Source organism: Furfurilactobacillus curtus, assembly GCF_054657915.1.
Genome location: NZ_BAAHXU010000001.1, coordinates 349845 through 376321, shown reverse-complemented (window position 1 = coordinate 376321; position 26477 = coordinate 349845). Strand labels below are relative to the sequence as shown.

Sequence of the window (26477 nt, the reverse complement as noted above, 5' to 3'; positions counted from 1 at the left end):
GCCATCTTATCTTGGCTTCTGCTTTGTTTGTAATCACGATCCTTGTACATTAAACTCAAATTGACTTATATGTGAAGGAGGCCTTAATTGTGTTGTCGATTAAGCGAATCTATGCACCAATTAGTGCAGATGATGGTGAACGGATTTTTGTCGATCGATTGTGGGCCAGAGGAATCAGTAAGGAGAAAGCCAAATTGACCGACTGGGTGAAGACGATCGCCCCGTCTACTGAAGTGCGTCAGCGTTTTGGTCACGATCCAGGGGGCTTTCCAACATTTAAACAGGCTTATGACACTGAATTAGATGAAAACCCACAAACGCCAGCCTTTATCGAACGGATCAAGGCCGGACTTGGCCGGGGGAATGTGACGCTGGTTTACGGGGCGAAAGATGAACAACACAACAATGCCGTCGTCTTGCTGACGTATCTACAGGATCACTTGACAAAATAATTTAATATCTCGGACTTAACAGACACCAAGCAAAATACTGTACATTGCCGGAACAGCGTGTATAATAATCATTGTGTGTAAGTAGGTCTATTTTGAGTCGCATTTTTTGCTTCGCGTAACGAGGATGTTCACGATGTCGGAAAGTGCGTCTTTTTACGCTTCGTGAGCGTGAATGGAGGTGACGAGATGGCAACAAGAATTCCAGAAGAAATCATCGAAAATGTCCGCACCTCAGTCAATATTGCCGATATTATTGGACAAACAGTTCAATTAAAAAAATCGGGAAAAAATTTATTTGGGTTATGTCCGTTTCACGAAGAGCGAACACCATCATTTTCCGTGAATGAAGAAAAACAAATTTTTCACTGTTTTAGTTGTGGCCGCGGTGGCAATGTTTTTAAATTTTTGATGGAACTCAATAATATCAGCTTTCCTGAGGCCGTGCTTCAGGTGGCTGATGAAGCTAACATCACCATTGCCGATGAGTATCAGCATCCTGATGCGGGCCAGCTCAATTCTGAAGTTGGTCAGTTAATTGGACTTTACGAGGATGCCGCTAAACTCTACCATCACGTGTTGATGAACACTCAGGTTGGCGAAGCAGCACTGACCTATCTGCATCAGCGTGGCTTGACGGATGAAATTCTCAATACGTTTAATATCGGTTTTGCACCAACTGAAGGCTTACTAAAACCACTCTTTGAAGAGCGCCATGTGGATTATCAACTGTTGCGCACGTCTGGGTTGTTTATCGAAAATCAAGATGGCCAATTACGTGATCGTTTCAGTGGTCGCGTCATGTTTGCGATTCGTAATGGCAGCGGCAAAGTGATTGCTTTTTCAGGGCGCCTGTTAGTGAAGGATCCGGATGCACCCAAATATCTCAATAGTCCAGAAACCAAGATCTTTCATAAAAGTGAAACGTTGTTTAACTTTGACTTGGCAAAGCGAGAAATTCGTAAGGCTGATGCGGTTATTTTATTCGAGGGTTTTATGGATGTGATTGCCGCTTATTCAGCCGGAATCAAGAATGGCATCGCATCAATGGGGACCAGTTTAACAACGGAACAAATTAGCATCTTACAACGGGTTGCACAGACATTGTACGTCTCTTATGACGGCGATGATGCAGGTCAAAATGCCACACACCGAGCGCTATCATTGATTGGCTCACATAGTAATATGCAGTTGGGCGTCATTCAGATGCCTGAAGGGTTGGACCCAGATGAGTATCTACGAAAATACGATGCCACTCAGTTTCGCGCTGTATACGAAGGCGCTAAGGAAACACCAGTCGGGTTCGCCTTACGATTTCTCGCTCGAAATCGTAATCTAGATAATCAGAGCGATCAATTAAGCTATATTAATGAAGTGCTTAAGATTGTTGCTGGTGTGAATGCCCCGGTTGAGCGAGATTTGTATCTGAATCAACTTGCAACTCGTTTTAACTTGGACAAAGCATCTTTACAGCAACAGCTTGCAGATGTTAGTCAGAATCAGGCGCCGATCCCAGTTGCCGGACAAGCGTCGGCGACCGCGGCGCCACAAAAAGTCGTTACCTATCAAGTACCTAAATTAGATCAAGTTGAACGGGCCGAGCAATTGTTGTTACAGCGTTTGCTGACTGATCAAAGTGTTTGGCTCCATGTGACGGCCGATGCTGAGTTTCACTTTGTTCATGATGCTTATCAGACGCTATTCCTGTTGGCTCAGGGTTATAAACAAACCCATCCCGATCTACAAATCGCTGGCTTTCTCGATTATGTCAATGATGCAGACCTCGAGCAAACACTAATCAACGTGACCGAACAGCCTGTGTTTGACCGTAACGACTTAACGGATGTAGATGATTGCATTCAGATCATTATGAATCAAGCGCCGATTGATGAGGCCATCCGTCAAAAGAATATCGCCATGGCTGAGGCCAAACGTTTAAATAACCGTGATTTACAGAATCAGCTGACATTAGAACTGATTCAGTTGTATAAACAAAAACAAGCTTTGAAACAAGCTTGATTTTTTAAAAATTCGGTGTAAACTAATTGTTTTGCTGGATAGCGAATATAAGGGGGACCTTGCATGTCTGAAAAGCAAGAAACAACCAAAGCATTTGATGAAAAAGGTTATACTAAAGCAGTCAACGCTTTAATTAAGGATCATAAAAAGGCTAAAGAAGTTCAGTATGATGACTTGCAGACGAAGCTGGTGACACCGTTTAAGTTGGATGCTGACCAGATCGATGATTTAATGCAAAAGGTTGAGGATGCTGGTATCGGTGTTGTTGATGAGAACGGCGACCCATCCGAACATGCTTTAAAAAATAAGAAAAGTGATGTTTCTGCAAAAGAGCTGAAGGCTAGTGATGCGGCTCCATCCGGTGTTAAAATCAACGACCCGGTTCGGATGTATTTGAAAGAAATTGGTCGTGTGCCGTTGCTATCGGCGGATGAAGAAGTTGCCTTAGCTTTGCGGATCGAGCAAGGTGATGAAGAGGCCAAGCAGGAATTAGCTGAAGCTAACTTACGATTAGTTGTGTCCATTGCCAAGCGGTATGTCGGTCGCGGCATGCAGTTCTTGGATCTGATTCAAGAAGGTAACATGGGGTTGATGAAAGCCGTTGAGAAGTTTGATTACCGAAAGGGATTCAAATTCTCGACTTATGCGACATGGTGGATTCGTCAGGCGATTACCCGTGCCATTGCGGATCAGGCTCGCACAATTCGGATCCCCGTTCACATGGTTGAGACGATCAACAAATTGATTCGGATTCAGCGACAATTGTTGCAAGATTTAGGACGGGAGCCAATTCCTGAAGAAATCGGTGCCGAAATGGATATGCCGACGGATAAGGTTCGTGAAATCTTGAAGATTGCCCAAGAACCAGTTTCATTAGAAACGCCAATTGGTGAGGAAGATGATTCTCACTTGGGCGACTTCATTGAAGATCAAGATGCGACGTCACCGGCTGACCATGCTGCTTATGAGTTACTCAAAGAGCAATTGGAAAGTGTGCTTGACACACTAACTGATCGGGAAGAAAACGTTTTACGATTACGCTTTGGGCTAGATGATGGTCGGACGCGAACTTTAGAAGAAGTTGGTAAAGTCTTTGGCGTTACTCGTGAACGAATTCGGCAGATTGAAGCGAAAGCGTTGCGCAAATTACGCCATCCAAGTCGATCTAAACAACTGAAAGATTTCCTGGAATAATCAAAAATTAGCATTACAATTTGATCGTACCCACTGCTTTGTTGGCAGTGGGCTTTTTTTGTTCAACGATACCAAAATTTTGGCTACTATAAAAAGATTAGTTTAAAAACTTATTCGGCTACGTTGGATTCTCATCCGTTTACTGGTTAACCTTGGTATACTAAGTTAGTAAAGCTAGATTTGAGAGGAGTTACCTTATGGATGCAAACCATCTATCAAAACGGTTAGCCGCGGTCGCTAAGCGAGTGCCAGATCAAGCAAGGTTAGCAGATATTGGATCTGATCACGCTTACTTACCCGTTTTTTTAGCCAAACAACACCGAATTCAATGGGCCATTGCCGGCGAGGTTGTCGCCGGTCCTTTTGAAAATGCTCGTTCAGAAATTGTCAGCCAAGGGTTAACTGAGCAAATTGAGGCTCGCTTGGGCGATGGTCTGGCAGTCATCAATCCGCAAGATCAGTTGGATACCATCGTGATTGCTGGCATGGGTGGTACACTGATTAGTGATATTTTGACGCGTGGATGGCAAAAGTTATCTGGCAGTGAAAGATTAATCTTGCAGCCTAATGTTGGTGAGGCGCATTTAAGGCAATGGCTGGTCCAACATCAGTATCGAATCACCAGTGAAGAAATTCTCAAAGATGAAGGTCATATTTATGAAATTATTATGGCGGTTAAGATGGCTGCGCCGGTCCATTTAACGGACCAACAGATTCAATTTGGCCCTCAGCTATTAGCGCAACCTAACACCGCTTTTGTTGAAAAATGGCAACATGAATTAGCACGGCGACAACGCGTGTTAGCTTCATTGAAGCAAGCTCATCATGTGCCTGCTGAGAAGGTTACGATGCTGACAGAAACAATTGCTTCGATTAAGGAGGTTTTGGCCCATGCGCGCACAAAAGTTAATTGATCAATTTGAACAATTTGCACCCTTAAATTATCGAGAGGCTGGTGACCCAACTGGTTTTCAAATTGGTGATCGCCAGGCAGACATTCATAGAGTGATGACTACCTTAGATGTCCGTCCGGAAGTCGTCGACGAGGCGATTGAACAACGGGTCGACTTCATTTTTGCACATCATCCAGTTATGTTTCGGTCAGCCCAAAATTTAGACTTTACGGCTGATCCTCAGCTTGCTATGTATGGCAAACTTATCGAGCACCATATCGTGGTTTATGCAGCTCATACGAATCTTGATAATGCGCCAGGCGGCATGAATGATTGGTTATCTGAGCAGCTTAATTTGCAGCAGGTGACCAGTTGGTTGCCAAATCCAACCTTTCCAGAAGTTTCCATGGGTCGAGTTGGGCAGCTGGCCAAGCCACAGAGTGTGATTGACTTTGCCCAATATTGCAAAGCACGGTTTAATTTAACAGGGTTACGCGTAATTTCACATGAACCAGATCGTTTGGTGAAAAAAGTCGCTATTTTAGGTGGTGACGGAGGTAAATTCTTTCGCGAAGCGCAGGCTACAGGTGCTGATGTCTATGTGACGGGAGATGTTTATTATCATACAGGACACGACATGTTGGCCGCCGGTCTGTCAGTTGTTGATCCTGGGCACCACATTGAGGCGATTTGTATTCCCAAGCTAGCGGCGTTGTTACAGCACTGGTCGCAGCAAAAGCAGTGGGGCATTGAAGTTGTTGAATCGCAGCCAAATACCGATCCGTTTACTTTTGTGTAAGCGGATTAAATCGAGTACACTAAGACTATTAAAGACGAGGAGTGTGACAATTGTGGCAAAATATGAATCATTACTTTCCCGATTTATCGGATATGCGAAGGTGAATACACGTTCAGATCCCGATTCAACTACGATTCCATCAGCACAGCGTGAAGTTGATTTTTTGAAATCGATCGCTGAGGAGTTAAATGAAATTGGATTGAGTGACATTCAGACTGATCCGAACAGTGGATATGTCACGGCGCTCTTACCAGCAAATGATGACGGCAAGGCGGCGCCAATTGGTTTTCTCGCACACATTGATACGGCAGATTTTAATGCTGAAAATATTGCGCCGCAAATTGTCGAAAACTACGATGGACAGTCGGATATTAATTTGAGTAAAGATGGTAAATGGATGTTAAAAACAGCCGAATTTCCTGCTTTACACAAATACGCCGGACAAACGTTAATCACGACCGATGGGACGACATTATTAGGTGCGGATGACAAAGCTGGCGTGGCTGAAATTATCACAGCCATGGATTACTTGGTTAATCATCCGGAAGTTAAGCATGGTGATCTCCACGTGGGCTTTGGACCGGATGAAGAGATCGGTACCGGCGCAGATCACTTTGATGCCAAGGGCTTTGGTGCTGACTTCGCTTATACTGTCGACGGCGGCCCACTCGGTGAATTAGAATATGAAACATTTAATGCAGCCCAAGCGACCATTGAAATTGATGGAAAAGAAGTGCATACAGCCACGGCTAAGGGCGTTATGATTAATGCCTTGCAGGTAGGGATTGACTTCCATAATTTACTGCCAGAAGGGGATCGTCCCGAATTGACAGAAGGTCGCCAAGGTTTCTTCCATTTGTACAAAATGAATGGCACGGTGGATCATGCGACCCTCACCTATATTATTCGTGATCACGATCGGCAAGTGTTTGAACAACGCAAACAGCAGATGCTAGACATCGCCGAAAAATTGAACGCTGATTATGAGGCCGATCGTGTTCATGTGACGCTGACAGATCAGTACTATAACATGCGCGAAGTCCTTGAAAAGGATATGACCGCCGTTGATTTAGCCAAGCAGGCAATGGAAGCCCTTAACATTGAACCCGTGATTTACCCAGTTCGGGGTGGGACGGATGGTTCAAAAATCTCATTTATGGGCTTACCAACGCCTAATCTTTTTGCCGGTGGGGAAAACATGCACAGTCGCTTTGAATTTGTTTCTTTGGCGACGATGGAACAGGCGGTTGACGTCATTTTGAAAATTAGTGAACTGAATACAGAAGCGTAGAATCGTAGAATCGCCTTTAACCAGGAAGCGAGTATAACTAGCCTTATCGGCCAGTTATACTCGCTTCTTCTGCGGTAGTTTTCCAAACAAAAAAGCGCGTCCGCTAAGATGCGAATGCACTATTTGTTTGCTTCATTAGCTGCTGGAGTGGACTTATCAGCCATCAAGTAAGTAAAGGTAGCAACGACGACACAAACGATCGCTGCTACGATGCCAATTTCCAACGGTTTATATGTCATTAATTCAAGTTGACCACCGATGTAGCCAATGACTTCACCCCAGATGAATCCCCAAAAAATTACGGTTAAATAACGCATTTTTTGACCACCTTTCGTTTCATTTAGTAGTTTAACACTCTCGTCACTGATTTCAATTGGATTTGTCCCTTCAAAAGAGACTTGTTCAGCAGTAGGTTATTGGTTTTGTTATAATAGCGGTACGAACAAACGTTTGAAAGGAGTTGTCGTGGTGCAACCAGAAATAAGTCCAGCTCATGATCTGACCACTCATGTCGTGCCGTTGTCTGTTCTAAGTAGCTATAGTTTGCTGAACAGCCCGATTCGTATTGACGCGTTGGTTAACGCAGCTAAACAGCGCGGATATGAAGCGTTGGCATTGACGGATATTAATGTTTTATACGGCGTGGTGGATTTTTTTAACGCTGCCAAAAAGGCTGGCATTAAGCCGCTGATCGGACTGACGATCGAATTGAATTCAGAACAGCATCTTGATCAAGTGTTTCCACTAACATTAGTGGCGCGAAATCAAGCAGGTTATCAGAATTTGATCCAAATTTCTTCAAAGAAAATGACATTGGCAGCTGATGCAACCTTGACTTTAACGCAAATCTCATCATGGTTAGGCAATGTATACGTCCTGAACGGTTTAGAAAGTGAAGTTGGTCGTTTAATCAATTCAGGTCAAAGTAGTCAGGCACAACGTTTGGTCCAGCAATTGCAACAAGCGGCCGATAACCAAACTGTTTTTATTGGGATCAGCGATCAGCAATCAGGAACCGCCATTGAGAATTTGCAAGAATTTTCGGAGCAAAATAGCGTACCACTTGTCGCAATGAATCCCATTCGATATTTAAATCCTGATGATCAATTTAAAACAAATGTATTGGCTGCGGTTGAAGCAGGCGAGCAGATAACAAATCTTGGTGTGGCCAGTCAGCAAACCGGTCCGTGGTATTTGCGCGAGGCAGGGCCACTGACAGCACACTATCAACAATTGAATTTAAATGATGCTGTTTTAGCTACCGTACAAATTGCCGCGACGTCTACGGTGGATTTTACGTTTCAAGCGCCACAGCTTCCTCACTTTCAGACGCCCGCTGGCCAATCTCCCGATCAATATTTACGCGACCTATGTGAGCAAGGGCTAACTAAACGGTTGGGGGACAGGCAGCCATTGTTTGACCGCTACCAAAAGCGGCTAACGCATGAGTTGGCGGTCATTCACCAGCTTGGCTTTGATGATTATTTTTTGATCGTGTGGGATGTTATGAATTTTGCCCATCAACATCACATCACCACAGGACCCGGACGTGGGTCAGCAGCCGGATCTTTGGTCGCCTACGTTCTTGATATTACCGAGGTGGACCCCTTAGCTTACGATTTACTCTTTGAACGATTCTTAAATGATCAACGAGCGCAAATGCCGGATATTGATTTAGATATTCCTGACGACAAGCGTGATCAGTTACTGCTGTATGTGCGAGATCGGTATGGAGCTGATAAGGTGGGACAAATCATTACATTTGGTACATTAGGCGCCAAGCAGGTTATTCGCGATGTCGGGCGTGTTTTTGGATTATCTACGTATCAATTAGCTGATTGGAGCCATGCAATTCCTGGCGGGTTAGGTGTCACCTTAAAAGACGCTCAAGATCAATCCCAACCGCTAAAAAATTTGATTGCAGATAGTTCGCTAAACCAGCTCCTATTTGAGACCGCTCTGGCGTTAGAAGGTCTGCCGCGACATACCTCAACGCATGCTGCTGGGGTGGTGTTAAGTGATCAACCGCTAACGGCGCTTGTTCCAGTCCAAACTGGTTCAGAAGGGTTGCTGGTTGCACAATTTCCTAAGAATACGGTTGAAGCGTTAGGCTTGCTGAAAATGGACTTTTTGGGTCTTCGAAATTTGACGATTTTAGCGAATAGTTTAACCACGATTGCCCAAACAACGGGACAGTCGTTAATTGTTAACGATATTCCGCTAACCGATCAAGCAACATTGACACTTTTTCAACGGGGAGAAACTAATGGCGTGTTCCAGTTTGAATCAAGCGGCATTAAGAATGTTTTACGACAACTGCACCCGGAAACCTTTGAATTAGTCGTTGCCGTCAACGCACTGTATCGACCTGGCCCGATGGAAAATATTGATCACTTCATTGCTCGTAAAAAAGGGCAGGAACCGGTTAGTTATCCAGCTCCGGCGCTGGAACCAATTTTAGGACCGACATTTGGCATCATTGTCTATCAAGAGCAAGTCATGCGCGTTGCTAGTGTCATGGGTGGTTTCTCTATGGGCAAAGCCGATTTATTACGCCGTGCTATGAGCAAAAAGGATCATGAAAAAATTGATGCACTACGACATGATTTTATTGATGGTGCGGTCCAACAAGGTTTTACTCAGGCGACGGCAGTACAAGTGTATGAGTACATTGAAAATTTTGCTTCTTATGGATTCAATCGATCACACGCTGTTGCATACAGTAAGATGGCGTTTGAGTTAGCTTATTTAAAAGTTCATTATCCGGGCGCCTTCTTTACGGCGTTATTGAATTCCGTGTTAGGCAATTCAACCAAAATCAAGTTATATCTGTTAGAAGCCCGACAACATGGTGTTAATGTAGCAGCACCAGATATCAACGTGAGTCGGCAGGATTTCTCGTTAATTAACGGGCAAATCATTTTTGGATTGAGCGATATTAAAGGGCTTCGACGGGATTTTGTGGCTAATATTTTGGCGAGTCGCCACGAATCAGGTCCATTTACTGATCTAGATAATTTTGTGAATCGAATTGAACCGCAATTTCGGAAAGCAGAGGGTCTGACAGCCTTGATTTATGCTGGCGCATTTGACCATTTCGGTCTGAATCGAGCGCAGCTATTAGATCTTTTGCCCCGGGTCTTATCAGGAGCCCAAGTTAATATTGACCTATTCGAAAGTAATCTTGGCTTAAAGCCTAAGGTTGCAGCGTTGCCAGATCTTCCCTTAAAGGATAAGTTGGCTCATGAAGCTGAAGTGTTAGGTGCCTACTTATCGGGACACCCAGTCGAACAATACACCGGATTGAGTCGCCAATTACAAGCGACTCCGGTGGTTGATTTAGTGGTCGGTCAATCGGCAACGGTGCTTTTGTATACCAGTAGAATTCGCGAAATTAGGACAAAAAAAGGCGATCGTATGGCTTTTGTCAGTGGAAATGATCCATCTGGCGAATTGTCCATGACGATTTTTCCACGGTTGTGGCAAGAAGTTAGCACATGGTTACAACCGGAACAGGTGGTGGTGGTACGGGGGCGAATTGACACAGGTCGACAACTTGAAATTGTCGCTGACTCACTTCAACTTGCAAATCAAACCGCACAAGCGATTCAAGCAAATAAGCTAGCAACGCACCAGACGGGAACCTGGTATTTACAAACGACGGCTGAAAATGATGAGACTGCTCAGCAACGGTTTCAAGCACAATATCAACAGATGCGAGGTGATAATCCAGTGATTGTTCATGATCAGATTACCGGTCGCACCGTTAAACTAGCCGACACTTATAATCTAGGCTTTTCTCCTGAGATCAAAACGACTTTGTCACAAATTTTCGGCATTGAAAATGTGGTATTTCGCTCGAATTCGCTTTCAAAAAAGTGAGGATAAAGCGAAAATGTTGAAAATAATGAAAGCAGCCGCGTTGTTTTCATGAATGTTTGTGAAAACGAATGAAAAGGGCGACAGGGTGTTTTAAAAAGTGTTAAACTGTTCTTGTAATTGATTGAGGCAGCATGTCTCAAAAACTCGCCACCATGTGGCACAAATCAAAGGGAGAGATTTTTCTTATGAAGAAAACTAAAATCGTTAGCACGCTTGGACCAGCTAGTACCGACGTTGACACGATTGTTAAGCTGATCGAAGCCGGAGCCAACGTTTTCCGGTTTAACTTTTCTCACGGAGATCACGAAGAACACTTGGGTCGGATGAACAATGTCCATGAAGCCGAAAAGATCACCGGTCAGACGGTTGGTATCATGTTAGATACCAAGGGCGCAGAAATTCGGACCACTGTTCAAAAAGACGGCAAGATCGCCTACAAGATCGGTGACAAAGTTCGAATTTCAATGGACGATAGTCTTGAAGGCGTCCACGACAAGATTGCTGTAACTTATCCAGGTCTGTATGATGATGTTCACGTCGGTGGCCATGTGTTGTTTGACGATGGTTTAATCGATATGAAGATTGATGAAAAAGACGAAGCCACGCATGAATTAGTGACAACTGTCCAAAATAATGGTGTGTTGGGCTCACGTAAAGGTGTTAACGCGCCTGGTGTTTCAATCAACTTGCCTGGGATTACTGAAAAGGACGCTTCTGACATTCGGTTTGGTCTGGACAATGAAATTGACTTCATTGCGGCTTCATTTGTGCGTAAGGCACAAGATGTCTTGGACATCCGGGCCTTATTAGAAGAAAAGAACATGCAACACGTTCAGATCTTCCCAAAGATCGAATCACAAGAAGGCATCGACAATTTTGACGACATCCTTGAAGTGTCAGATGGTTTAATGGTTGCCCGTGGAGACATGGGGGTTGAGATTCCACCTGAAAATGTCCCATTGGTCCAAAAGGAATTGATCCGTCGTTGTAACGAATTAGGTAAACCAGTAATCACGGCCACTCAAATGTTGGATTCGATGCAAGAAAATCCACGGCCAACTCGTGCGGAAGCTTCTGATGTGGCCAATGCCGTCTTTGATGGCACAGATGCTACCATGTTATCTGGTGAATCAGCTAATGGGGATTACCCAGTTGAATCAGTTGCAACGATGAACCGCATTGACATCAAGGCTGAAAATGATTTGAGTGTTGACGGTCATATTAACCACAACTATGACACGTCTGATGTCACTGAAGCAGTGGCAGCTGCCGTTGCTCGTACTGCAAGTAACCTGCATGTTAAGACGATTGTTGCAGCGACTGCGTCTGGTCATACGGCACGGATGATTAGTAAATATCGGCCAAATGCTGATATTTTAGCGGTCACTTTTGATGCACGGACACAGCGTGGATTGATGATTAACTGGGGTGTTTACCCAGTGATCGATACTGCACCAGCAAGTACTGATGACATGTTTGCATTAGCCAAGAAACGGGTCGTTGAAGAAGGCTTAGCCGAAAAGGGCGACACGATCTTAGTGACTGCCGGTGTGCCAGTTGGTACTAAGGGTACAACAAACATCATGCGCGTTATGCGAATTGACTAAATTAATGACTCAATGAAACTGTCTTCCAGTTTTGGAAGACAGTTTTTTTGTCGTAGACGTAATGAGCTCATCCGTTGAGCCACAATAAGTTAACGATTTTGGCCCAAATGGGGTTGGCATCGCTTCATACTTCATCATCTGCTATAATAGGCTCAATCAATTTTTTGCCAGGAGGCAAGCTGCATGCATGATTTACTCGGTCGCGTCATCGAAACAAAGGTGACGGACCAAAACGACGATTTTTACATCGTCCAGCGTGATGGATTTTCTTTCTTGTTCGCAAAACAAGAGGCTGATCACCAATTAGGAATTGGCGCTCAAATTATTGGCTTTGCATACGAAAACGAAAGTCACCAATACCAAATCACAACTAATATTCCGAAAGTGCAAGTAGGCCATTACGCTTTTGGAACGGTCGTTCGAGCTGCACACGGTTTGGGCGTTTTTGTGGACATTGGACTACCTAACAAAGATATTGTTGTTTCCGTTGATGAATTACCCACGATCGCTGCATTAACGCCTCAAAAAGGGGATCGGTTGATGATTAGTTTAGTGATTGATGACAAAAATCGGTTATGGGGGCATTTGGCAGATAGTGAAATCTTTACTGCCATCAGTCGTCGTGCGACACCAAAGTTGGTCAATCAGGACATTGCGGCAACTGTTTACCGATTAAAATTAGCTGGGACACTTGTGTTGACAGACGATTACTATTTAGGTTTTATTCATCCCTCTGAACGTGATCATGAACCTCGCCTCGGTGAACACGTAGCAGGTCGGGTTATTGGCGTTCGTCCAGATGGCGCTTTGAACTTATCGCTGAAACCTCGAGCCTATCAGGCCATTGACGAGGATGCTGCGCAACTGTTAGCAGCTTTGAATCACGATCCGATGAAACAACTGCCCTTTACCGATAAAAGTAGTCCAGTAGCGATTAAGGAATACTTTGGAATTAGCAAGGGGCAATTTAAACGAGCTGTTGGTCACTTATTACGGCTGCGTTATATCGAGCAGAGTGAAACGGGATTGACTTTGACAAAGGCAGGCGAGCAAGCAGGTCATGACAATCAATGAACCTAAGGCACTTACAGAGCCGGCTGAGGAATATTTACGCTATATTCAAGTCGAACGTGGTTTGGCGCCAAATAGCGTCACTAGTTATGAACGAGAGTTACGCTCATTTAACCTTTTTTTGGTTGCAAAAAAAATTACGCAACTGTCACAAGTGGATCGTTATGTCATTTTAACTTATTTACAAGCTCAGGATCAGGCCCACAAGGCTCGCAATACGGTCATTCACACTGTCTCTGTTTTGCGGAAATATTTTTTATTTTTAACCCGTGATGGGTACATTACGGATAATCCGATGCTAAAGGTTGATCCGCCAAAGTCAGCCCATCATTTGCCACAGGTATTAACGACCGCTGAAGTAGATGCTTTGCTACAAGTACCAGATGTGACTAAAGTGTTGGGGGTTCGGGATCGCGCGTTATTAGAAGTGATGTATGCTACTGGCTTACGTGTCAGTGAAGTGATTAATTTGACTGGTAATGATCTGCACTTAGACTTGGGATTTGTCAAAACGATCGGGAAAGGTCATAAAGAACGACTCATTCCGATTGGCGAAATTGCGAGCGAATGGCTAACTCAATACCTTGAAACGACTCGTCCCCAGTTAGTACGAGGACAAGCTACCAGCGCGATTTTTGTGAACGCTCACGGTCGGCAGTTAACCCGTCAAGGTGTCTGGAAGAATCTCAAAGCAATGGTTAAAGCAGCGGGTATTGATAAGGATGTCACGCCACACACGTTGAGGCATTCGTTTGCGACCCACATTTTGGAAAACGGGGCAGATCTGCGCGTTGTGCAAGAGTTATTAGGCCATTCGGACATCTCGACGACTCAGATTTATACCCATATTTCTAAACAACGGCTAACTGAAGTTTATAAGCGGGCTCATCCACGAGCCTAAATTGGGATTGGAGGGCAGCAACATGTTAGTTAAATATCGTGATGATTATCAAAAAACGACCATGGGGTTACTGTCTTATCTACCAGATTTCCATAAGATGGCCCATTTGAAAGCTGAAATGCAGTGGTATGCAGAAGGTACGGGGCGGGAAATGTACCTTTGGCGAAATGAACAACAACAGTTCACTGGTGTGGTCGGTTTTGAACAAGAAAATGATTTTATTTTGATTCGGCTGTTGGCGTTATCGCCTCAAGAGCGAAATGATCAAACGCGCAAGGCGATTTTAGATGCAGTGGCTGAATTATTTCCCGATCAGAAACTTATGGGAACCATCGCGACCACACCGATGTTAATGAGATGGCAGAACCTTGATGCCCGCTAAATCTATGGTCAAAAGATACGCCGGTCAAACCGCCCATGATCGTGAAGCCCAAATCAACCAGGCCTTAGCTAATCAACCAACGATTAAAATTGATGATTTTGAAGGGCCACTAGATTTACTCCTGCATTTAATTCGACGAGCTGAGATGGATATTTATGATATTCAAATTTCGGCCATCACTAGCCAGTATTTAGGCTACTTACACAGTATGAAAGTCTTAAAATTGGATGTTGCTGGTGAATATTTAGTGATGGCGGCTACGTTAATGACGATTAAGAGTCGTTTATTATTACCTAAGCCAGAACCGATGGTCGAGCCAGCAGATGAACCTAGTGACGACCCACGTGCTGAGTTGGTGGCTCAATTATTAGAATATCGACGTTACCAACAGGCAGCAGGTGAGCTGCGTCAAAAGGAGCAGGATCGTCGACAATACTTCACTCGACCTGCCAGTTCACCCCCTGAAGAAATAACATTAGCTCCAGTGGCTGCTGGTTTATCGATAGCTGACTTACAGGCGGCCTTTGATCAAATGCTCGTGCGCCGCCAGCAGGCTAAACCGGTCTTTAAGACAGTGACCCCGGAGACTTTTTCAGTTCGCCACCAGATGGAAAAATTATTGGCACAACTTAAACCTGGACAACCACAGGAATTTACGGCCTTGTTTGATCAAACACCGGGAACAGATGAATTAGTCACGACTTTTTTAGCCATGTTAGAGTTGATCAAAGCGGACTCAATTCGTTGTGATCAGGCGACAATTAATGGACCAATCATGGTTTATGAGAATAAACAGATTCTCCCGGCAACACCAAGCTTTGAGGATGGCGCAAATTAATGACCAATATCGAACAAATCGAAGGATTACTATTTGTTGCGGGCGATGAAGGCATTTCATTAGCAGAACTGGCTCATGCAACCGGTTTTATGCGCCCAGCAATCAATCATTTACTTGACGAAATCAAACAACGCCATCAGACCAATGCAGATGATCCCTTATGCTTGCTAGCCAATGACGGTATTTTTCGGTTAGCCACCAAGGTCGAGTTGGCTCCCGTGATTAAACGTTATTTTGAAGCGCCTTTGGCCACCAGTTTGTCGCAAGCTTCGCTAGAGGTTTTAGCAATTACGGCTTACCAACAGCCAGTTACACGAATCGATATTGATGAAATTCGTGGTGTGTCGAGTACTGCGACATTACAAAAACTGATGTTAAGAAATTTAATTGAGACGCACGGACGTAAAGATGAACCAGGACGACCAATTTTATATCAAACGACTAATTATTTTTTAGATTACTTTGGTTTGACCTCATTAGCGCAATTACCACCGTTGCCGCAGGTTGCGGATGCTTCTATGGATCAACCACTTAATTCTGACTTGTTCTTAACTGCGTTTAACCAGCAACTAACCGGGCAAGGAACTTTGAACCAGGGATCGGCAACTTCGCTAGATGCCACCACTTTGGATCGGTCAACAACGGATACGGAATTTTAAAAAGGAGTCACAATGGAACGACTACAAAAAATTATGGCACAAGCAGGAGTTGCGTCACGGCGTAAGTCTGAGACCTTGATTGCCACTGGTCACGTTCAAGTGAATGGGCAGGTGGTGACAGAATTAGGGACTAAGGTCGGCCCCAACGATGCGATTCAAGTTGATGGTATCGCTTTGATGCAAGAAAAGTTCGTTTATTATTTGCTTTATAAACCGCGTGGCGTCGTTTCCACTGCTCACGATGATAAGGGCCGTCAAACAGTTGTTGACCTGCTAGAAGAGGTTACGGAGCGAGTGTACCCCGTTGGCCGACTTGATTACGATACATCTGGTCTATTGTTATTAACAAATGACGGACAATTGGCTAATCAACTGATGCATCCGCGCTACAAGGTTGATAAAACCTATATAGCTAAAGTGAAAGGTATTCCGACCAATGAAGCGTTGGAGCAACTACGCCATGGGTTAGTGATTGAGGGTCATAAGACTGCTGCTGCCAAGGGGAAAGTGCTGAGTATAGATCGACGAAAAAATACCGCCGTAGTTCAGTTGACGATCCATGAAGGTCACAATCATCAAGTTAAAAATATGCTGGCAGCAATTGGAACGCCAGTTGAAAAGCTTAGCCGAGAAACTTATGGTCCGTTGACCTTGGCTGGTTTAACCTCCGGTGATTACCGTCCATTAAAGCCCCAAGAATTATTAGCCTTGCGTGAAGCGGTCAGTCAGACGGCCAAGCCACATCAACGCCGGCGATAAAAGGTTAAATCAACGCTGTTACTGACTTAGGTTTGACGATTGTTGGAGGTCATTGTGGCACCAGAACTATTGCTTGCCTTGTTATCACTAACGCAACCGCGACGGCCGAAGGTGATTTACAATTGTTTACGCGGCCGCAAGACGGTTTCGATTTTATTTTGGAGTTTACGCTATGACTTATTGTCATGGCTAAACACATTTCCTAATTTGACATGGACGAGTTTTGAAGCAACCCTCGGTCAGTTGGTCGCTAGTAAACAGGTTCAATGCGATGCTGATGGTCAGTTGTTGCTGTCACCAGCCGCTGCGCGAATTAATGTGGATGTGATGTTGCCAAAAACAACGCGACAACGGGCGAAATTGCTCCATTTAAAGCAGTTGCGTGAGACAGTTTTATTAGGACTGCAAGCATTGGCACAACAGTCACATCACCAAATGAACTACTTTCCGCTTAGTGTGGGAGAGCCCGCCCGCCAAGCGGTACGCTCGTGGTTTGAAGGCCTTAATCAACAACATGATCAGAAAAAAGCAATCGCGTCATTAGCAAACTGGTTGCAGCAACAGTCAGAATTGCAAGCTAATTTATTTGTTGCACAGTTCGTGGGCGGATCGGTAACCGGTTTAACTTCAACCCAGCTTGCCCAACAATTTGAATTACCAAGTTGGGAACTCGAATTGCGCCAATTAGCCAACTGGTTGGAATTTGCAGGGGCCTTTTCATCTTCAAACACGTCGTTGGGACAACTTATAGCTGCTTGCTGGCAGTCACAGCTGTCGGCCTCCATCGCGCAAACTTTGCTTGCCATTCAAGCTGACAAGTCTCGTCAACAGATCAGTGAACAGCGACATTTAAAGTTGAGTACAGTCAATGAGCATTTATTAACGGCGGCTATTTTACTGCCCATTGATCAGTTTCCGTTTACAAAGTTTTTATCCCCCGAGGTTCACCATCGTTTGGCTGCTAACATGCCGCAAAATATTGATTTGTGGCAATTTGATCAACAATCAGTTACCACAGATTTCTTTTTATTTCGGTTAACGCAGATTTTGGAGAGTAAACATGACACAGGAACCGACACACGTGAAACCGGATGATCCACGGCTAAAGTTGCAACAAACGAGCGTCAGTCGTGCACGAGAACGTTTGGCAGCCTTGAAAACGCATTTTGGCTATCAGCAATTTCACGATGGTCAAGCGGAGGCGGTTGATGGTTTGCAAAATGGTCACGATGTCTTGGCGGTCTTACCAACCGGTAGTGGGAAAACCTTAATTTACGAGTTGACGACTTATTTATTTAATCGCCCGTCACTAATTGTTTCACCGTTATTGGCTTTAATGCAAGATCAGGTAGGCCGCCTTAATCGCCGTGGTGAACGGCGAGCGGTGGCTTTAAACTCAATGCTTAAACCGGGCGATCAACAGCAAGTCTTAAACCAGTTGAGTAGGTATCGATTTATTTTTGTTTCGCCAGAAATGTTATTGAATGACCGCGTTTTAAATGCGCTAAAGCGGATACCTTTGGGATTAATGGTCGTTGACGAAGCTCATTGTATTTCAACGTGGGGACCAGATTTTCGCCCAGCCTATTTAAATTTAGGGCAGGTCCGCCAACAATTAGATCACCCAGTCACATTAGCCTTAACAGCAACTGCTGATGAGCAAGTTCAGCAAGATATTAAGCGAGTCTTAGCATTTGATGACACCGCTCAGGCTATTATTCATTCTGTCGATCGACCAAATATTTTTTTGGCCGTTGAACAGGTGGCGTCGATTCAGCAAAAAGAAGCGCGACTATTAACCTTGCTCCAAGAAGTAGCTTTTCCAGGAATAATCTATTTTTCAAGCAAGGCGCAAGCTAGCGAATGGGCCCAGTCACTAGTTGAACAGGGATATACAGCCGCCGCTTATCATGCGGGATTAGATGGACAAACACGCTTTGCCATTCAGCAGCAATTTATGCAAAATCAGTTGCAGGTTGTTTGCGCAACTAGTGCGTTTGGTATGGGCATTGATAAGGCAGACATCCGCTTTGTCTTCCACTATCATTTACCAGTGAGTTTAACTGATTATGTGCAAGAAATTGGCCGGGCAGGGCGTGATGGTCAACCTAGCCTTGCTGTTGTGGTGATGGCGCCGGGAGATCAACAACGGCCAATCGATCTAGTCAATTTACAGTTACCATCGGACGCTGAAATTGCTGAGGGTTATGCGACGCCTCTGGCAAATCTGAATAGTGAGACGCACGATCTGATCAATTATTATCGTTCACATCATTACACCGTTGAACAAGTTGAACATCTTTTTGCAGCACGCCGACGATCTCAACAACATTCGTTGGCTCAACTATTCAAGTATGTTCGGAGCACAACATGTTTACGTGCGCAGCTATTAAGTACTTTTGGTGAGTCGGCTCCGGAGCATTCTGTAACCTGTTGTGCGCCCGTGGGGACGCAACTTGATGTTCGTCAACTACATTTACCGACCAAGCCTATGCAACCTAGGGGCGATCGACCGATCGTACATCATTGGCGCGACCAGTTACGCCAACTTTTTAGCGAAAACTTTACCAATTGATTTTGTGGACTATGCTAGTATGGATGTAATAGATGATTAAATTTAGGAGGGCTTAGGCATGAGCCAAAACAATGATCCCAAACAGCAAAAGCCATGGGACAAACAATTTGCCGCAGATCACGACGAATTATCTAGGACTGAAAACCGTAAACGGAGTAGTCATAATTCGTTGATTACGGGAATTTTAGTGTTGGTTATCATTGCGCTTGCCTCTGTGCCGGTGTGGTACTTCGTCTCAAATATGAATTCCTTTAATCATCCACAAGGTTCAGCGCCCGTTTCCGTATCGGCCAGTAAAAAGAAGTCGGCAAGTTCGAAAGCTAGTGTAAAAACCAGTGATCAGAAAGCGAGCACGAAGACGGCTAAGGCGGCCGTATCGGCGAGCAGTGTGACTGAGTCGGAGTCGGTTAGCTCAACGAGTAGTGAGTCCGCCAGTGCTGCTTCATCGAGTAGTTCTAGCAATAGTGACGAAAAATATGTGACAGTTGAAGCCGGTCAAGGACTTTATCGAGTGGCTGTGAATAATGGCATTAGCTTACAACAATTATTGACGCTAAATGGCCTCAGCAACGGCGCTCAAGTCGCCCCTGGACAGCAACTACGGGTCAAATAACTAAGCTGAGTACATAATTAAACGTCGGGGATGTTTTAATTTCTATCAATTCTCGGCGTTTTTATTGTGGTTTTTAGCTATAATAAAACAGTTCAAACTAAACTTAGTGATATTAAATTAACTGAGGTGTGAAGAAATGGGTGTTTCAGGAAGTTCCGGAGTGCAGGTGGCGATTGATGGGCCTGCATCGGCGGGGAAAAGTACAGTTGCAAAATTGGTCGCCAAACATTTTGATTATGTGTATTTAGATACCGGGGCGATGTATCGGGCCATCACTTGGGCAGCATTGCGGGATGGCCTTGATCTAAATGATGAGGCGGCTGTTATGGCCATAGTTGCGAAGACGCCCATTCGATTTACACCTGGTCAACCCGATCAACTCGTATTTGCGGGGGAAACTGATGTCACTCGGGCAATTCGTGAAGAAGCCGTGACCAATAATGTCTCAACGGTGGCGGCTCTGCCAGCAGTTAGAGCCGCATTGACGGAACAGATGCAACAGATTGCCGCAGCTGGTGGCATTGTGATGGATGGCCGTGATATTGGGACAACGGTTTTACCAAGTGCGCAGGTTAAAATTTTTTTGGAAGCGAGCGTCGCCGAGCGCGCACGTCGCCGATTTAAAGAAAACCAGGCGAAAGGCATCGCAGTTTCTTTAGCAACGTTAGAGCAAGAAATTGCAACGCGTGATTACAAAGATTCTCATCGAACGAGTTCGCCTTTAACACAAGCAAAAGATGCAATTTTACTCGATACAACGAGTTTGACTGTGAATCAAGTTGTCGATAAAATCGTCAATTTGGTTGATAAATATTTAAATCGTCAAGGTTAGGCTTATTTACTGGTATTTCAATGGCTTTTCGATTATCATGTTAAATAGATATTGTCACTAGGAGGATTTTTTGATGAGCGAAAGCGAAGACAACAAAGAATTATTGGATGCGTTAAACAACGCGGGCCAAGTTAACATTGGCGATGTCGTTAAGGGTGAAATTTTAGCCATTGACGACGACCGACAAGCAATTGTCGGTATTGGCGATACTGGGGTTGAAGGTGTGGTTCCAGTTAAAGAATTAACAACAAATGCAGATTCATTAAATGTTGGTGATGTATTGGATCTTGTCGTTATCTCACGGATTGGTAATGACAAAGAAGGCGGCAGTTATTTACTTTCTCAACGTCGTCTTGAAGCACGTAAAGCTTGGGATGCAATCGAAAAAGAATACCAGAGTGGTGACACCCTTGATGCGACAGTTACGCAAGTCGTTAAAGGTGGGTTAGTCGTTGATGCAGGTGTTCGTGGTTTTGTGCCTGCTTCAATGGTTTCAGATCACTACGTAGAAGATTTGAACCAATTTAAGGGTCAGACATTGACTTTCAAGATTATTGAAATTGAACCAAGTGAGAATCGTTTGATTTTGTCTCATCGTGCGATTGTCGAAGCTGAAAATAAAGCTAAGCGAGCTCACTTATTTGAAACATTGGTTGCTGGGGATGTCATTGAAGGAACCGTTGCTAGAATGACGGACTTTGGTGCCTTCGTTGACTTAGGTGGTGTTGATGGGTTAGTCCACGTTTCAGAAATTTCTTACGATCATGTGAACAAGCCAAGCGACGTGCTTAAAGTTGGTGAAAAAATCAATGTGAAGGTCTTAAACGTTGATGCAGATCGTCAACGGATTTCACTTTCCTTGAAACAAACACAGCCTGGCCCATGGGATGATATTGAAGACAAAGCCCCCGTTGGTGCTGTATTGGATGGTACGGTTCGTCGATTGACAGACTTTGGTGCGTTTGTTGAGGTCTTCCCAGGTGTTGAAGGGCTGGTTCATATTTCACAAATCTCTCATGAACACATTGCGACGCCTAATGATGTCTTAAAGGTTGGTCAAGCTGTTCAGGTGAAGGTTTTGAACGTTGATCCTGACCAACAACGTCTTGGCTTGTCAATTAAGGCCTTAGAAGAAAAGCCACAAGTTGAAACGGAACAAGACGAAGACGATCAAGCAGCTTCGCGTTCTGATGTTCAAAATTACACGGGTAATGATGACGGTGGATTTACCATCGGCGACTTGACTGGCGACGATTTAAACAAATAAGTCGAACACGTTTCGTGAAATCCCCGTCTTCGGGGATTTTTTTATATCCAGATGTGTCCAATACTCAATCAGTATAGGCAAAATCCAGTGGTGGTTATTGCGTATTCTGATGGGATTGCGTACACTGAGACGAGGTTTAAGCGGAATTAGTAAAAATTATTTTAAAGGAGGGACGAGATGTCAAATCCAACAGTGGCGATTGTTGGCCGACCAAATGTCGGTAAATCGACCATTTTCAATCGGTTAGTCGGCGATCGTATCTCGATCGTTGAAGATACACCGGGTGTTACACGCGATCGGATTTATGCTTCAGCAGAATGGCTAGGCCATCAGTTTAATTTAATTGATACGGGGGGAATCGATCTCTCGGATCAACCATTTTCAGTTCAAATTACTGAACAAGCTGAGATTGCAATTGATGAGGCGGATGTGATTGTCTTTCTTACTAGCGCTCCAGAAGGCGTTACTGATGAAGATGAACAAGTGGCGCGAATTTTATATCGGGCCGATAAGCCGGTTTTATTGGCGGTCAATAAAGCTGATAATCCCGAACAACGTCAACAGATTTATGATTTTTATACACTTGGATTTGGGGATCCTTACCCAATTTCTGGCGCTCACGGAACCGGTTTAGGAGATTTGCTAGATGCCGTCGTGAAAGAATTTCCTGATGACGCGGAAAATGAGGATGATGACACGATTCGTTTCAGTCTGATTGGACGGCCCAATGTTGGCAAGTCTTCCATTGTCAATGCATTGTTGGGTGAAGAACGAGTCATTGTATCGGATATCTCAGGTACCACCAGAGATGCCATTAACACCCGTTTTACGGCTGCAGATGGGGATGAGTTCACCATGGTCGACACAGCTGGATTGCGTAAACGCGGAAAGGTGTATGAAAATACCGAGCGTTACTCCGTGATGCGCGCAATGAGCGCCATTGATAAAAGTGATGTGGTGTTAGTCGTCTTGAATGCTGAAGAAGGCATTCGTGAACAAGATAAGCATGTAGCTGGTTACGCGCATGAAGCGGGGCGGGCGATTATTATCGTCGTCAATAAGTGGGATACATTGGCCAAAGATAATCACACGATGGCGAATTTTGAGGCGACCATTCGCGAAGAATTTCAATATCTAGATTACGCGCCGATCGTCTTTGTTTCGGCAAAGACTCGTCAACGGTTAGATCGTTTACCTGCGTTAATTAAACAAGTTGATGAGAATCACCGTAAACGCATCCAGTCTTCAACATTAAACGACGTAATCACAGATGCCATTGCAACGACACCAACGCCGACAAGCAATGGCCGTCGTTTGCGCGTCTACTACGTGACCCAAGTGGCCATCAAGCCGCCAACTTTTGTCCTATTTGTTAACGACCCGGAACTGTTACACTTTTCGTATGAACGATTTTTAGAGAATCAAATTCGCCAAGCTTTTGACTTTACGGGGACGCCAATTCACTTAATTGCTCGGCAAAGAAAATAGTTGTATAAGTCAATCGATGGCTCGAGATCAACTTTCCCTATAAAAATGCTCTGAAACATTGATTTAACAAGGAAAAATGCCCTTTTTTGCTTGTTCAATTAGGGCCCGTGTGGTAAATTGAATGGTGAAATGATGCGGTTTTCCGTTATTGTTTCGCCATTTCTGGACCACTCAGAGATGGCAACTAGATGTTTACATATTTAAACGTCTAAGCCCAAATCCGGAGGTGAAATCTCACATGGCAAACAAGGCACAATTAGTTAACGATGTTGCAGCAGCAACTGGTTTAACCAAGAAGGACGCAACTGCTGCAGTTGATGCAGTCTTCGCTTCAGTTCAAAAGAGCTTAGCCAAAGGCGACAAAGTTCAATTGATCGGTTTCGGTAACTTCGAAGTACGCTCACGCGCTGCTCGTAAGGGCCGTAACCCACAAACTGGGCAAGAAATCGAAATTCCTGCAAGCAAGGTACCTGCATTCAAGCCAGGTAAAGCTTTGAAGGATGCCGTTAAGTAATTTATTACTGACGGATGAGACTCGGGCAACCGAGTCTTTTTTTACGCACTGATTTAGAGACTTGCCGAAACTCACTAATTCAGACTAATATGCTTGAATTTCTGCTTTGACCTGGGGTTAACCTGACTGGTAACTTTTGAGAAAATGGCGTACACTGATGTGTCAATCATGATGGAGGCTAAAGATGAGTGAAGCAAATAGTTATTCCGAACAGATGTTAGACGCTTTGCAAAGTGGCCAGTTGGATGAGGCCAATAAGCTCTATGCTTGGGCGCTACGTAAAGATGACGATAACACGTTATATAATTTAGCTGAACAATTATATGGACTTGGATTTAACAAAAAAGCCCAACGGATTTATGAAAATTTATTAAAGCAGTATCCCAATGAGGATGAGTTACGCACCAGTTTAGCAGATATTGCCATTGATGAAGATGACCTTGACGCTGCCACTGATTATTTAAATAGCGTTAGTCCAAGCTCACCAGCCTATTTGCAAAGTTTGCTGGTCGCAGCTGATCTTTATCAATCGGAAGAATTGTTCGAAGTTAGTGAGCAAAAATTGCTGGCAGCTGAACGATTGGCGCCTGACGAGCCTGTGGTCTTGTTTGCGCTGGGTGAATTTTATTTCATGATGCGTGAGTATCAAAAAGCAATTGCTTATTATCTCGATTTAATTAAACGTGGGATTCCTAAAATGGAAGATGTGGATTTAGTGTCCCGGATCGGGGTGGCTTATGCTAATGCTGGTAAATTTGAACAGGCGGTCGGCTATCTTGAACAGATTCATCAGGGAGATTTAACGCCGGATGTCCGTTTCCAGCTAGGCTTTGTTTATACGCAATTAAAGGAAAATGCCAAGGCAATTGAAACATTTGGGCAGTTACAGGAAGAAGATCCATCGTATGCATCGTTGTATCCTTTTTTAGCGCAGGCATTAACTGATGAAAACCGCCTGGAAGAGGCCTATAAGGTTGCACAGCAAGGACTAGCTATCGACGAATATAATCAGGATTTGTATGGACAAGCAGCCAATCTTGCATTGCGATTGCAAGACGAATCGGCAGCTGAAGATTATTTCAAGCGAGGGTTAGCTTTAGATCCTGATAACCAAACACTCATGCTGCAATTGAGTAACTTATACGTCCAGCGACAGCAGGATGTGGCTAATGTTGATTTGGCTTCTCAGTATGTTCAAAATGATCAAGTTGACCCCCAGGTATACTGGAACTTAGCCGTCTCTTATACGCGCTTAGAAGAGCCCGATCAAGCGCAAACTTACTATGATGCGGCGCGACCATACTTTGAGACAAATACCGACTTTTTAAAGCCAGCCTTTTATTTTTATCGCGCACAAGGCGATATCGATGCGGCTGTTGACCTTTTACGCAATTACTTGAAGCTACAACCAGACGATGAAGAAATGGCTGCTGAACTCGAAGATTACGAAGATCAGGGTTATTAGACTAGCAAACGGGACATAAGTCATTTGACTTATGTCCCGTTTGTTTATCGACTTAAAAATTAAAAAGGAACGCCAGATTTTACCTTTGTCTCGATCGCATATGAGGACTACTTTGAGACTTCATCTGAAACGATTAGCTGAGGTAACAAACGTTGGTAATAGTTCAAAGCGTTGGCGGTCAAGCGTAGTGTATTCATAAGGTCTTGATCACTTGCCTGGCGATGCGTCGTTAGATAATGAAGAACGTAGGCTTGGTGAAGCATGCGTGGTGCTAGTGAAAAGCCAGCACGAGTCTCATCTTGATGTAAATATTTGTGTAGCGCTGGTAAAGTGAGGCGGGGATTAGCTAAATCCAAGCGTTGCTTAAGAAAGAATCCACTTGACTGTTGTTTGATCTGCAAAGGTTCAATAAAATGGCGAAAAGCTTGGTAGAATTGCCGTTCAAATGGTAACCAATCTAAAGATACAATGGTTTGTTCAAAGTTGGGCTGTAAGAATTCACTCGCTGTAAAGCCTTTGCTCAGTAAAATTAAACTAAAGCGCGTATAGAAGTGTAATTGTCCGTCCTCGACAAGCTCTCCTAGCTCGTCTAACCAAGTCATTGTTAAAGTAATCGGTTTGGCTAACGGACGACTGTGCAACGTCAACGTGGGTAATTCTGGTGTCAGATGGTGGCTGAAAGCATAACTGAAGTATTTATTGAGATGCGATAGTGTCTTGTTATAAGTGTTTGACGCCATCGTTTGGTTGGCCAGGCGACGTTCTAAATAGGCCGCAATATCGCGATCAAAGATGTTGGCGAGTTGCGGATCGGCAGCAAAGCCAGAATTAGTATGATTTAAATCATCAAAAAAAGCGGTCAGATCTGCCCGATATTGCGCAATTGTGGCAGGCGCTAGGGGTTGACGAGCTAGCGCTGCTTCAAATTCTCTTTGATATGGATAGTCAGCCGTTGACATAAAGGAATTCCTTTCCGATC

At 44.3% G+C, this 26477-nt stretch carries 23 protein-coding genes and 1 pseudogene; 22 read left to right on the top strand and 2 right to left on the bottom strand.

The genetic code is table 11. The features are described from left to right. Positions 1-86: 86 nt before the first annotated feature. From ACYQ0Y_RS02005 to pepT, 6 genes are all read left to right on the top strand, one after another. Positions 87-452 carry a DUF488 domain-containing protein gene (locus ACYQ0Y_RS02005; protein WP_407882573.1) on the top strand — a complete coding sequence of 122 codons (366 nt, stop codon included), beginning with the start codon at positions 87-89 and terminating at the stop codon, positions 450-452. A 186-nt stretch (positions 453-638) separates the two neighbouring features. Then, positions 639-2468, top strand: coding sequence for a DNA primase (gene dnaG / locus ACYQ0Y_RS02000; RefSeq protein WP_407882360.1), 1830 nt, complete (start codon positions 639-641; stop codon positions 2466-2468). A gap of 63 nt (positions 2469-2531) precedes the next feature. After that, a complete protein-coding gene (gene rpoD / locus ACYQ0Y_RS01995) occupies positions 2532-3662 on the top strand; it encodes an RNA polymerase sigma factor RpoD (protein ID WP_407882359.1) in 1131 nt (376 codons plus the stop codon). A gap of 197 nt (positions 3663-3859) precedes the next feature. Next, positions 3860-4576: a tRNA (adenine(22)-N(1))-methyltransferase gene (locus ACYQ0Y_RS01990; RefSeq protein WP_407882358.1), complete on the top strand. Its 717-nt coding sequence runs from the start codon at positions 3860-3862 to the stop codon at positions 4574-4576. After that, entirely contained in the window at positions 4554-5354 is an 801-nt protein-coding gene (locus ACYQ0Y_RS01985; RefSeq protein WP_407882357.1) for a Nif3-like dinuclear metal center hexameric protein, read from the top strand. The genes ACYQ0Y_RS01990 and ACYQ0Y_RS01985 overlap by 23 nt, the downstream gene beginning before the upstream one ends. A 52-nt stretch (positions 5355-5406) precedes the next feature. Beyond that, the gene (gene pepT / locus ACYQ0Y_RS01980) at positions 5407-6645 is read left to right on the top strand and encodes a peptidase T (protein ID WP_407882356.1); all 1239 of its coding nucleotides are present in this window, start codon (positions 5407-5409) and stop codon (positions 6643-6645) included. A gap of 119 nt (positions 6646-6764) precedes the next feature. Here the strand turns inward: pepT and ACYQ0Y_RS01975 are convergent, their stop codons facing one another. After that, positions 6765-6962, bottom strand: a complete 198-nt coding sequence (locus tag ACYQ0Y_RS01975) for a YjzD family protein (RefSeq protein WP_407882355.1) — start codon at positions 6960-6962, stop codon at positions 6765-6767. A 151-nt stretch (positions 6963-7113) separates the two neighbouring features. Here ACYQ0Y_RS01975 and dnaE point away from each other — a divergent pair, with 151 nt between their 5' ends. The 16 genes and pseudogenes from dnaE (at position 7114) to ACYQ0Y_RS01895 (ending at position 25498) form a co-directional block, all read left to right on the top strand. Continuing rightward, positions 7114-10527 (top strand): DNA polymerase III subunit alpha, encoded by a 3414-nt coding sequence (gene dnaE, locus ACYQ0Y_RS01970; RefSeq protein WP_407882354.1) that lies wholly within the window; start codon positions 7114-7116, stop codon positions 10525-10527. 185 nt (positions 10528-10712) lie between these two features. Beyond that, positions 10713-12128: pseudogene (gene pyk, locus ACYQ0Y_RS01965) on the top strand (pyruvate kinase); the annotation flags it as partial. A gap of 189 nt (positions 12129-12317) precedes the next feature. Then, a complete protein-coding gene (locus ACYQ0Y_RS01960) occupies positions 12318-13208 on the top strand; it encodes a CvfB family protein (RefSeq protein ID WP_407882353.1) in 891 nt (296 codons plus the stop codon). After that, complete coding sequence (xerD, locus tag ACYQ0Y_RS01955; protein WP_407882352.1) at positions 13195-14106, top strand: site-specific tyrosine recombinase XerD; 912 nt, start codon at positions 13195-13197, stop codon at positions 14104-14106. The genes ACYQ0Y_RS01960 and xerD overlap by 14 nt, the downstream gene beginning before the upstream one ends. 22 nt (positions 14107-14128) lie before the next feature. Then, positions 14129-14488, top strand: coding sequence for an N-acetyltransferase (locus ACYQ0Y_RS01950; protein WP_407882351.1), 360 nt, complete (start codon positions 14129-14131; stop codon positions 14486-14488). A 4-nt stretch (positions 14489-14492) separates the two neighbouring features. Then, a complete protein-coding gene (locus ACYQ0Y_RS01945) occupies positions 14493-15326 on the top strand; it encodes a segregation and condensation protein A (protein WP_407882350.1) in 834 nt (277 codons plus the stop codon). Further along, positions 15326-15985, top strand: coding sequence for an SMC-Scp complex subunit ScpB (scpB, locus tag ACYQ0Y_RS01940; protein ID WP_407882349.1), 660 nt, complete (start codon positions 15326-15328; stop codon positions 15983-15985). The genes ACYQ0Y_RS01945 and scpB overlap by 1 nt, the downstream gene beginning before the upstream one ends. A 12-nt stretch (positions 15986-15997) precedes the next feature. Continuing rightward, entirely contained in the window at positions 15998-16744 is a 747-nt protein-coding gene (locus ACYQ0Y_RS01935) for a pseudouridine synthase (protein WP_407882348.1), read from the top strand. A gap of 54 nt (positions 16745-16798) precedes the next feature. Continuing rightward, positions 16799-17839 carry a helix-turn-helix domain-containing protein gene (locus tag ACYQ0Y_RS01930; RefSeq protein ID WP_407882347.1) on the top strand — a complete coding sequence of 347 codons (1041 nt, stop codon included), beginning with the start codon at positions 16799-16801 and terminating at the stop codon, positions 17837-17839. Then, positions 17805-19319 carry a RecQ family ATP-dependent DNA helicase gene (locus ACYQ0Y_RS01925; RefSeq protein ID WP_407882346.1) on the top strand — a complete coding sequence of 505 codons (1515 nt, stop codon included), beginning with the start codon at positions 17805-17807 and terminating at the stop codon, positions 19317-19319. Before ACYQ0Y_RS01930 ends, ACYQ0Y_RS01925 begins: the two co-directional genes overlap by 35 nt. Before the next feature lie 58 nt (positions 19320-19377). Then, a complete protein-coding gene (locus tag ACYQ0Y_RS01920) occupies positions 19378-19932 on the top strand; it encodes an SAG1386/EF1546 family surface-associated protein (RefSeq protein ID WP_407882345.1) in 555 nt (184 codons plus the stop codon). 136 nt (positions 19933-20068) lie between these two features. Beyond that, the gene (gene cmk / locus ACYQ0Y_RS01915) at positions 20069-20764 is read left to right on the top strand and encodes a (d)CMP kinase (protein ID WP_407882344.1); all 696 of its coding nucleotides are present in this window, start codon (positions 20069-20071) and stop codon (positions 20762-20764) included. A 73-nt stretch (positions 20765-20837) separates the two neighbouring features. Then, a complete protein-coding gene (rpsA, locus tag ACYQ0Y_RS01910) occupies positions 20838-22031 on the top strand; it encodes a 30S ribosomal protein S1 (protein ID WP_407882343.1) in 1194 nt (397 codons plus the stop codon). 177 nt (positions 22032-22208) lie between these two features. Continuing rightward, on the top strand, positions 22209-23519 hold the full coding sequence (gene der / locus ACYQ0Y_RS01905; protein WP_407882342.1) for a ribosome biogenesis GTPase Der: 1311 nt from the start codon (positions 22209-22211) through the stop codon (positions 23517-23519). Between the two features lie 238 nt (positions 23520-23757). Further along, entirely contained in the window at positions 23758-24033 is a 276-nt protein-coding gene (locus ACYQ0Y_RS01900; protein WP_407882341.1) for an HU family DNA-binding protein, read from the top strand. Positions 24034-24217: 184 nt separating this feature from the next. Continuing rightward, positions 24218-25498, top strand: coding sequence for a tetratricopeptide repeat protein (locus ACYQ0Y_RS01895; protein WP_407882340.1), 1281 nt, complete (start codon positions 24218-24220; stop codon positions 25496-25498). A gap of 107 nt (positions 25499-25605) precedes the next feature. Here ACYQ0Y_RS01895 and ACYQ0Y_RS01890 read toward each other — a convergent pair whose 3' ends face one another. Next, entirely contained in the window at positions 25606-26457 is an 852-nt protein-coding gene (locus tag ACYQ0Y_RS01890; protein ID WP_407882339.1) for a site-specific integrase, read from the bottom strand. Positions 26458-26477 lie beyond the last annotated feature (20 nt).

Excerpts from the sequence above, each read along its gene's own strand:
- xerD (WP_407882352.1), top strand. The coding sequence starts at position 13,195 with ATGACAATCAATGAACCTAAGGCACTTACAGAGCCGGCTGAGGAATAT.
- ACYQ0Y_RS01960 (WP_407882353.1), top strand. The coding sequence starts at position 12,318 with ATGCATGATTTACTCGGTCGCGTCATCGAAACAAAGGTGACGGACCAA.
- dnaG (WP_407882360.1), top strand. The coding sequence starts at position 639 with ATGGCAACAAGAATTCCAGAAGAAATCATCGAAAATGTCCGCACCTCA.
- ACYQ0Y_RS01990 (WP_407882358.1), top strand. The coding sequence starts at position 3,860 with ATGGATGCAAACCATCTATCAAAACGGTTAGCCGCGGTCGCTAAGCGA.
- cmk (WP_407882344.1), top strand. The coding sequence starts at position 20,069 with ATGGGTGTTTCAGGAAGTTCCGGAGTGCAGGTGGCGATTGATGGGCCT.
- ACYQ0Y_RS01935 (WP_407882348.1), top strand. The coding sequence starts at position 15,998 with ATGGAACGACTACAAAAAATTATGGCACAAGCAGGAGTTGCGTCACGG.
- ACYQ0Y_RS01895 (WP_407882340.1), top strand. The coding sequence starts at position 24,218 with ATGAGTGAAGCAAATAGTTATTCCGAACAGATGTTAGACGCTTTGCAA.
- ACYQ0Y_RS01890 (WP_407882339.1), bottom strand. The coding sequence starts at position 26,457 with ATGTCAACGGCTGACTATCCATATCAAAGAGAATTTGAAGCAGCGCTA.
- der (WP_407882342.1), top strand. The coding sequence starts at position 22,209 with ATGTCAAATCCAACAGTGGCGATTGTTGGCCGACCAAATGTCGGTAAA.
- scpB (WP_407882349.1), top strand. The coding sequence starts at position 15,326 with ATGACCAATATCGAACAAATCGAAGGATTACTATTTGTTGCGGGCGAT.
- rpoD (WP_407882359.1), top strand. The coding sequence starts at position 2,532 with ATGTCTGAAAAGCAAGAAACAACCAAAGCATTTGATGAAAAAGGTTAT.
- ACYQ0Y_RS01975 (WP_407882355.1), bottom strand. The coding sequence starts at position 6,962 with ATGCGTTATTTAACCGTAATTTTTTGGGGATTCATCTGGGGTGAAGTC.
- ACYQ0Y_RS01950 (WP_407882351.1), top strand. The coding sequence starts at position 14,129 with ATGTTAGTTAAATATCGTGATGATTATCAAAAAACGACCATGGGGTTA.
- ACYQ0Y_RS01920 (WP_407882345.1), top strand. The coding sequence starts at position 19,378 with ATGAGCCAAAACAATGATCCCAAACAGCAAAAGCCATGGGACAAACAA.
- ACYQ0Y_RS01925 (WP_407882346.1), top strand. The coding sequence starts at position 17,805 with ATGACACAGGAACCGACACACGTGAAACCGGATGATCCACGGCTAAAG.
- ACYQ0Y_RS01900 (WP_407882341.1), top strand. The coding sequence starts at position 23,758 with ATGGCAAACAAGGCACAATTAGTTAACGATGTTGCAGCAGCAACTGGT.
- rpsA (WP_407882343.1), top strand. The coding sequence starts at position 20,838 with ATGAGCGAAAGCGAAGACAACAAAGAATTATTGGATGCGTTAAACAAC.
- ACYQ0Y_RS01985 (WP_407882357.1), top strand. The coding sequence starts at position 4,554 with ATGCGCGCACAAAAGTTAATTGATCAATTTGAACAATTTGCACCCTTA.
- ACYQ0Y_RS01945 (WP_407882350.1), top strand. The coding sequence starts at position 14,493 with ATGGTCAAAAGATACGCCGGTCAAACCGCCCATGATCGTGAAGCCCAA.